Source organism: Leptolyngbya sp. ST-U4, from assembly GCF_039962215.1.
GTDB lineage: Bacteria > Cyanobacteriota > Cyanobacteriia > Elainellales > Elainellaceae > Leptolyngbya_A.
In genome coordinates, this window is the sequence record NZ_JAMPKZ010000038.1 from 22,800 (window position 1) to 31,708 (window position 8,909).

Genomic DNA, 8,909 nt, shown 5'->3' on the forward strand with positions numbered 1-8,909 from the left:
ACTTACTGATCGTTTATGCGCTCAAAATTGCATCAGGCTAAAAGACAAGGTTCCAGTCATCTTCAATCAGATCACTGGAACCTTAACGCACTCAAAATTGAGCAGACTTCTTCAGACGCAATCGCAATTAAGCAAGCACAAAGTTGTTGCTGCTGAGGGTGCTGGCTTGAATACCCGCCAGAACTGCCAGCACTTCACTACTGCCTGCCGCCTGCACAAAGGCATTTGCGCTCTGATCGCCGCTTCCCTGAACCAGAGTTAGCTGTTCAAAGGTAAGTCCGCTCAGGCTCAACAAATCATCTTCGCTGCTGAAGTCGGTAATGGTATCTGTGCCTTCTCCGATCGCCAGCCTAAAGATGTCCTTGCCATCGCCGCCCGTTAATAAATCATCTCCTGTACCGCCATCCAAAGTGTCATTCCCTGTAGCACCTCGCAATAAATCATCACCACCCAATCCCTCAATGTAATCATTACCACCAAGCGCATTGATTACATCATTAGAACCATTCAATCCAGCAGTGCGGTTACTGCGATCGTTAAGGAAAGTGACCGTATTCGAGTTCAATACCGTATCGACATCGGCATCAGCATTGATCACATCAAAGCTATCACTGACAGCATCTTCCCCGTTGAAGATAAGATTGCCAATTTTTCCGCCTCCACTTCCCTCCAGGGATAAGTTATCTAGATTCTCCAGATCAAAGTCAGGCAGGACAGCTCGAACATTGTTAACCCCCTCAAAAGTGATGACTAGGTCTTCACCGCTCTGCGTGAGCAGCAGGTTACGAGCCGTTAAACCTTCCCCGGTAAACTGAAGCGTATCGACTTCAGCGATCGTTTCCTCAGAGGGACTCGTTCCCCGACCCACACCGCCAAAGTTACTGATCTGTGCGCCTTCTCCCAATCCGATTTGCGTTACGCCCTGCTGATCTTGAACATTCAAGGGATTTTGCAGCCGAATCCCAAACAGGGATTGATACATCATCCGGTAAATTTCAGTGTTATCAAGCGTGCTGGGCAGAATGTCAGCATTTAAGCCATAGGTTTTTGACACAATGCTACCTGGAAAGTCGGGAGTGCCAACCCAACCGACCGCAAAGTTGCCTAGCGGACCATCTAAGCTTGGTTGAGAGGGGAACGATCGCCAGGGATTTTCAGGGCTGGCAGTGCTGCCATTAATGCCATCCAGGTAGTTTGGATTATTCCCATTGCTGTTGACGAAAGGAACTTCCGGCTGCGATGCTGCAAGCTCAGGGTTGCTGGCATCAAAGTTCCCGGTTGGACGAGTGTAGGGCGCAAACTGAACAAGCTCCAGCCCCCCTGCATCACTGTCTGCCGCCGTCACGATCATAGTATTGGGGTCTTGAGTATTCACATAGTCCATCGCCACGCCGATCGCCGCATCTGCCCGTCGAGCCGCTTCGACTGTTCCAACAGCATTATTGTTGTTGGCAAAGTTGTCGGTTCCCTCTTCTTCCAGCACCACAAAGAAGCCATCCGGGTCGCGGTTGACAATCTTCAAGCTGGCATCCAGCATTTCAGCTACAGTCGGAGCCGTTTCCACATAGAGCGGTTGCGGATCGGCGGTATTGAGTCCCAATCTTTCTTCAGGAACGTCAAAGAAAGTATCCTCTGCCGCAAACACACCTAACAGTTTTTCAGGCGGATTTGCACCATTGACAGTTGCATTCATCTGCTCCTCGGTGTAAACCACGGTGTAGCCGAGGGATTCTGCCAGTTCAATCAGGTTAATCGTTGGACGACGTTCTGGGCGGATTTCTGAAGCATCGATTTCAGCCGTGACGTGAAATCCAGTTGTGCCGATCGGCAGCATATAGAGTTCCCCGCCGCCCATGATCACGTCCGTTCCAGAGCGAATCACCTGCTCAATGATTTCAGCGTACTTATCTCGTGCCCGAATGTTATTGCCCTGACGATTTGTTGTTTCAGCCGCAAAAGCAGCCGTTCCCGGCTCTGCTAATTGACCCGACTGGATCAATGCCGTCGCTTTACCCGCTTCGATCGCCTCCTCTAAAATCGTTTTGCCCCGGTTGCCCGACAGCGGAATCACCTCAGTATTGTCCTCTTCTAGCCCAAAGGACTCTGAGAACACCTTCACCCCATTGGCGTGGGTCACGGCTCCGGCATTTGACGTTCCGGTAAGCTGGTCTTCCATGTGTCCCAGGTAGACTCCAGCATTGCTCATCATGTCCCAATTGAGCCTGCCATCAGGACCCAGATCAGTGTTACGCAAAGCCATGTAGTGAGAAGGACTCGTGCCATCGGGGTGAATGAAAATTACATTTCCCGTCGTGCGAGTTGCTTCAGGAGCAGGAATCGGAGGCTCAACTCGTGAGGGCAATTCTGCATCAAACAGGGTTTCGTACATCAATTCGTACATCCCTGTGTTGTCTACCGTAGATGGCAGTTTTTCGGCATTCAAACCATGTGCCTTGCTAACGATCGAACCCGGCACATCCGGCGTACCGACCCAACCCACCGCAAACGGAAAAACATCCCCATTGGCATCAGGAGCGGCAATAAAAGGGGTTGTGTTTGTTCCCTTCGTACCGTCTAAAAGATTTTGGCGCGGTTCAGGATTAGGATTCACACCGATCGTACCTACCGGAGCAGTCGGATCATCTCGATCGACCACTTCTAACCCGCCTGCATCACTATCTGCTGCCGTTAAAATCAGCGTGTTGGGATTTCGTTCAACAAAATCAAGGGCAACCCCGATCGCCTGATCGGCTCGAATTGCTGCTTCTACGACACCCGAAGCATTGTTGTTGTTGCCGAAGTTATCAGTACCCTCTTCTTCCAGAATCGTGATCGAACCATTATTAAAGTTAGGATGACGCTCGACTAGTTGTTGCGTTACTTCCAACATCTCACCGATCGTGGGTGCAGTTGGAACAAAGAGCGGGCGAGGGTTGTCAGTATTTAACCCCAACACTTCTTCTGTGACATCGTTAAACGTATCCTCTGCCGCAAACACCCCCAATACCTTCGTTGGTGTCGTAGCGTACTTGTTTGCATCTAATAACTCAAACAGTTGATCACGGGTATAAACAACCGTGTATCCTTGACTCTTTGCCAGTTCAATCAGGTTTTCAGTAGGGCGATTGAGCGGATTAGTGCTAATGGCATCCAATGTAGCAGCACTACCATGAAAACCATCCGTTCCTACAGGCAGCAAGTTAATTTCGCCGCCCGCCAGAATGAAATCAACTCCAGATAAAATCACTTCTCTGGCAATGTCTGCCTGCCGTTGACGAGGAGGAACCCGTCGATCATCGATCGTCGTTTCGCCGACCTGAGCCACAAAGGCAGCCGTTCCCGGTTCAATAATTGCACCGGATTGCACGAGAGCCGTGACTTTATTGGCTGCGATCGCTTCTTCAACAATCGTTTGACCCACCCTACCCGATCGGGCAACTACCGGAGAGCCGTCTTGATTGAGACCAAAAGATTCTGCGTAAACCTTCGTTCCCGTCGCGTGGGTAACTGCTCCTGCATTAGAGGTTCCAGTAAGCTGGTCCTCCATGTGTCCTAAATAAACACCTGCATTTTCTAATCGATCCCAGTTAAGCCTGCCGTCCGGTCCTTGAGAGACAAATCGTGCCGCTGCATAGTGAGAGGGGCTCGTACCGTCAGGGTGAAGGAAAATAACGTGATTACCGTTCGTCATAAAACCTCAGAGCGTTAGCAAGTTGAAAAGCACAAGGGATCGTTGTGTTACCCGAAGGAACACGTCGGCAAGAATGGAAATGGTTTAACAAAACCCTAGATTAGGGGATGAAAACTGATGCTTGGAAAGAATTTTCAACCAAATTAATTCAGAGATCAGTTTACGACGTTTCAAAATCAAGACTAGGTAGATGCTTTTACAGCAAACTGATTAAGCTCGCCAGATAATAGAATTCAACAAAAAGATTAATACAGGTTTAAGGTGTTACTTTACAATTAATTAAGAAACGACTAAACAAAATAATCTATTTCCAAAGACAGATAGGGGAACAAATATTTTAGAGGGACAAGTATAGAAGGACAAATATTGTGGAAGAAATCATTGTCACGCCTGGAATTTGCAACTGGGCAGCTCGTATGTTCGAACTCGTATGTTCGAAACTGCCAGATCCAGTGGTTGATAGACTAAGCCCAATATTGCTTCAGTCACTGCGAGCTGAGAAGATCGCCTGTTAGCAGAGGAAGACAAAGGAAACTCGTCACGTCTTTAGAGGTGACTATAGAGCAATACCGCAGGCTGTAGTAGTTTCAAGCAGATGCTCAAGGGATGTAGAGGCAAGTGCATTGCTACAAGAGGACGTTGCCAGGGTTGCTGGAGGGAAGATGTAATGGTAACTGATGCATTTCACTGCCGTCAACGCCTCAACTCTCTACTGAGCAAAACTTTGTGAATTGACCGCTTAAGATGAAAACCGATGAAGAGTTGAGGTTGAATCAGGTACGTTTAGGTTTCGTAGCACTAAGTTACTGATAGCTGGATCAGATCTTCGATTCAGCCCTGATGGCAAGCAGTAACCCTTTAGCTTATAGAGGAATCAAGATTCCCTTCATCATCTTAATGGCAGTGGGCTTGACAATCACCTTTCTGCGCTACAAGCAGCCCGCTCATTGTGACACCCTCTGTACTGGCACTCAGCCCTGCCAAGCGGGACAGTGCAAGTTTGGAGAGCAAAGAGCAGGCTTTCCCATAACCTTTGCGAAATGCGGAAGGCGGTTCACTCCAAGTGGTTGGGGCAAGGCTGGGCTAGAAGATTATGCCTACGCGAGCCTTGGGGCATTCACTCTTAATGTTGCCTGCTCCAGTCTTACCTTGTAGCTGTTCTTAAGGTTGATTCGATGGCTTTTCTCTTTGTTCCGAGCATCATTCAGAATCAAAGGGTGAACCTTACCGTCTCCATTGGGAGTGAAGTGAGCCGCAACATTGTTTCACGATCGGGGTGCATTGCCGAATGATAGCCAGTTACTCAAATTCCCTATCCCCGTCGAGCCACTATGAAATCTAACGTGCTTTGTGTCAAGCTTCTCCTCCTGGTAGCCCTGCCCGTTCTTGGGATTCTCACCCCGGAGAAAGCGGTTGCCCTGCCTGCTCCAGATCTGAAAGCCAGATTGCTATCAGACATTGCCTTTCAATATGCAAAACTTGGTGATTCGCAAGAGGCCGTTGCTGTTTCCGAGCAAGCACTGGAGGCAGCGGCGGCAATGCAACCCTGCTTTAAGGCAAATTCTCTGGCAAAAGTAGCAGGCAGCTATTTGCTGGTTGGACAGGAGGCAGAAGGCAAGCGATGGGTTGCAGAGGCGATCGAGACTGCCCGCACTCAAGCGGCAACCGCATGTAGCGGCAGCGCCACGTCTCCAACCGAATCGTTAATGAATCGGGCTGGGGAATTTGCCGAAGCAGGACAATTTGAGTTAGCGATCGCGCTCGGCAGTGGGATGGGCGATCCACTTACCCTGTCAGAAATTGCAGCTGATTTGCTGGAAGCAGGACAATCTCAGCGAGCGGATAAGTTACTGAAGGAAGCGATCGCCCAAGCGCAAAAAATTGACGATGCCTACTACCAAACGCAAACGTTAAACAACATGGGCATGAAGCTGGCTCTGGCAGGACACCCTGAACCTGCAAAGGCGGTACTGGAACAGGCAATCACCAGTTCGGCAGCGCTGGATACCGAGAACCCTGAAACGGCTTCATTGCAGAGACACGCTCTCCTTTGGACGGCACGACAGTTTACTGAGCTAGGCGCAAATGATCAGGCGATCGCCGTCCTGGATCAAACCCTCCCAAAAATTCGCAGCCGCCCCGCTGACTCGTTCCCCCTTGACAAAGCGATTCAGCTTGTTGATGCGGCGCTTCTCTACCAGCAGTTGGGTTTGAACGACAAAGCAGTGGCGACACTGGCAGAGGCTTACCAGTTTGCTAGAGCCATTGCCCCTAATAATGCCCGACGAGGTCGAGCTGATGCAGATGCGCTGGGTCAAGCCGCAGTGGGCTATGCCAAGATCGGCGACTTCGAGCGAGCCATGCAGATTGTTCAGGAGATTCAGCCCGCCAGCGCACGACAGGGGACATTGGGAAATATTGCGATCGCCCATGCAGAGGCAGGCAATCTGGAAGCGGCGATCAAGCTGGCGCAGTCCAACCCCAATCGCAACGGCGCGATGATTGGCATCGTCAGACACTATTTGCAGCAAAAGCAGCCAGACCAGGCATGGCAGATTGTCCAGGCACAGCAGGTCAAAGGCATTTTGTCGGAAGTGGCAGTCGGGTATCTTGATGCAGGACAGCCCGAACAGGCACTGCAACTTGTTCAGGCTGGCAAGCTGGAGGGATTCACGCCAGACCTTGTGCAGGGTTATGCTCAGTCGGGGCAACCAGAGCGGGCAATGCAGCTTGCTCAAAGTGAAGGAATCGCATGGCTACTGCCCTCAGTGGTACAGGGGTTTGCCCAGCAGAAGCAGTTCGATGCCGCTTTGCAAACGGCTCAATCCATCGTTGATCCGGTCGATCGAGCACAGGCACTCATTGCGATCGCTCGTGCTTATGCTGAACCGCAAGCTGAGGCACAAGGAACAATTCAACGGTTCATGATGCAGCTGCAGGATAAGGTTGCAGGACTGTTTGGCACCTCCGATCGGGAAAGAGCAGCTGAGGTGTTAGGGCAAGCCTTGCAAGCGACGCAGTCTATCTCCTCAGCGAATTGAAGATTCTCACCCCCAGTACGTCAGCAGCCTTCTCCTACTCCGGTTCGAGTTCGAGACGAATCGCAGACTTTGCGGTGAGAGTTCCTTTCCGATCGCTGCGGTCTGAGCTTGACGCTGCTGCACATAAGCATCTACATCCCGGCCGTGTCAAGGGAACCTCACCCACTGTCATGCTTTGCCTCCCGAATGATGAGCTGCATTCTTGAGACTATGGCGTTCTTGAGACTGTGGTTGGGGTACCTTCTCCTGCTTTACCTCGGTTGTCAGATCGCTAAAGACATAATCGCTAAAGACATAGTGGGACTGAAGCATCCATTTATCAGAAGACAATCTGGGGTTAGAGTACAATCAAGACAATACAAGCGGTTGGGGTCATGCATGCGATCGAGCCAGTTGTACCTTTACAGGAAACCTTTAGCCAGTTCTTTAAGCGTGCTCGCTATGCAACTCGGAGCGATTATCGCCAACCGATTCCCCCGCCTGCCCTCTCTCAAGCAGATCAGCAATGGGGCATTGCCTTGCTAGCACCCCTGCAAGGTGGCTAATGGTGAAGACGTTGCCTGAGAAGTGCTGCAAGTGTGCCATGCTGTCGGCAGAGCAGGCGCAGAAGCTGCATGGTGAGGCAGGGGATGGCTGCTGGAATCCGTCAGTTTGCTATAGTCGCAGATCGTATGCTCGCAATCGCGGTCGTATCAATCAAACGCGCAGCCGCAAACGCAAGGAAGCCGGATTTAAAGAAATCCAGGTCGAATTTGAGCCGCTCAATCAATTGGTATTCGGCGTGTTGGTAGTATATCGCAGCGCAGGAGCAGACACTCCAGTTCACGCAATTGCGGCTGAGATTTGGCAAGGGCAAGAGAAAGTGGCGATCGTTCCTCCGGTTCACTGTGCAGGCATGGTTCCCAGCCAAGTGCATACTTATGTGGGCAAAATGCTGAATGTGCTGGAGGAGCGATACGGCATCAAGAAGTTTGCTAGCCTCACTCGGCTTGATCCAAATTTGTGTTCGATTCGTCCTTGTCCATTACAGGCGTGAGGGCTGAGATGCAACCAATCGAGCAACTGGAATTGCCGTTTTGGGAGATGTTGAAGGAGGCGACGATCGCGCCGGACGAGGCGAATTTGCAGCAATTACTTGATGTCCTGGAAAGCGCTCTGGCTAACCTGGATACCGTTGGGCAGTTGCAGATGGCAGCAGAAGCGATCGCCCAGATTGTGCAGGTGTTTCAGAAACGATCCGTACTCGCGTTTGAAGAGTTGGAGGCGACTGCCAGTGAGGAAGGTCCCGTCATGCCCTTAGATGCCTTCGATCGCTATGTGCGGCAAACGATGGAGGTTGATTTTGAGCTGTTCATCGAACCGATCGAGCGTTTGCCTAGAAAGATGCGAGAACAGCAGGAGCGATTACCCCTTTGGGGAATTGCGGAACAACCGGACGAAATGGGGTCAGTGATAGGGGAGTTAGACCAAGCTGCATTGTTGCAGGCATTAGATGAGCAGATGAGCCAGGCTCCCGGCTTAACCGAGGTAGAAGCTTTTAATAAGGCAATGGGCATTGCGCATGATGAAGATGTTTCGACCTGGACTGAAGCGATCGCCCAGTGCTTGCGGAAGCACCAGATTGCAACCATCCCGCTGGTGCAGCTTCAGCAAATGGTGCGGATGCCATTGGTGCAATTGTGGCTTGCATTGCTGCTAGGCGGGTTTACAATCGAGCAGCGGGGCAAATTCTACGAAACCGAGCAGATTTGGGTTCTAGTCGGCTGTTAAATGCGTCTGTTACTCCCCTTTCGCGGTATGCCCTCAGGCCCCTGGTTAGAAGTCGGCTTAGACAGCCTATTTTGCAATTCCTCGTCGCGTCAATCTTGAGGTTCCTAGATTAACCGCTGCGAGCGATCTGAGTGATCTGTAGGTTTGAAAGGGGTTGATCAAACGGCACGATCGCTCCTGCACTGCTAACCTTTAGGATAGATCAGGTATTTGCATCTAGTAGTCTGCCAAGGGAACTTTGCCTGGTGGGGTTATTTCTGGTAAGGTGACTCAAATCCAGGAAGATCATTATGGGTCAGAAGCGTTACATCGTCGATTTAACGGATGCCGAAGTTCAACAGCTAGAAACCCTGTTGAGGACTGGAAAGCACTCGGCTCGCAAACTGACCCGTGCCCGTATCTTGTTG

Annotated in this window: 5 protein-coding genes; 4 read left to right on the top strand and 1 reads right to left on the bottom strand. The window is 50.8% G+C overall.

The window, feature by feature from the left end; all coding sequences use genetic code 11:
- Positions 1 to 127: 127 nt before the first annotated feature.
- Complete coding sequence (locus tag NDA02_RS25110; RefSeq protein WP_190789637.1) at positions 128 to 3,691, bottom strand: alkaline phosphatase; 3,564 nt, start codon at positions 3,689 to 3,691, stop codon at positions 128 to 130.
- Positions 3,692 to 5,022: 1,331 nt separating this feature from the next.
- Between NDA02_RS25110 and NDA02_RS25115 the strand changes: the two genes are divergently transcribed.
- The 4 genes from NDA02_RS25115 to NDA02_RS25130 all read left to right on the top strand — a co-directional run bounded on the left by NDA02_RS25115 (position 5,023) and on the right by NDA02_RS25130 (position 8,502).
- Positions 5,023 to 6,732 (top strand): hypothetical protein, encoded by a 1,710-nt coding sequence (locus tag NDA02_RS25115; RefSeq protein WP_190790728.1) that lies wholly within the window; start codon positions 5,023 to 5,025, stop codon positions 6,730 to 6,732.
- 374 nt (positions 6,733 to 7,106) lie between these two features.
- The gene (locus NDA02_RS25120; protein ID WP_190790727.1) at positions 7,107 to 7,277 is read left to right on the top strand and encodes a DUF4058 family protein; all 171 of its coding nucleotides are present in this window, start codon (positions 7,107 to 7,109) and stop codon (positions 7,275 to 7,277) included.
- Entirely contained in the window at positions 7,277 to 7,768 is a 492-nt protein-coding gene (locus NDA02_RS25125) for a hypothetical protein (RefSeq protein WP_190790726.1), read from the top strand. Before NDA02_RS25120 ends, NDA02_RS25125 begins: the two co-directional genes overlap by 1 nt.
- A gap of 8 nt (positions 7,769 to 7,776) precedes the next feature.
- Positions 7,777 to 8,502, top strand: a complete 726-nt coding sequence (locus tag NDA02_RS25130; protein WP_190790725.1) for a hypothetical protein — start codon at positions 7,777 to 7,779, stop codon at positions 8,500 to 8,502.
- Positions 8,503 to 8,909 lie beyond the last annotated feature (407 nt).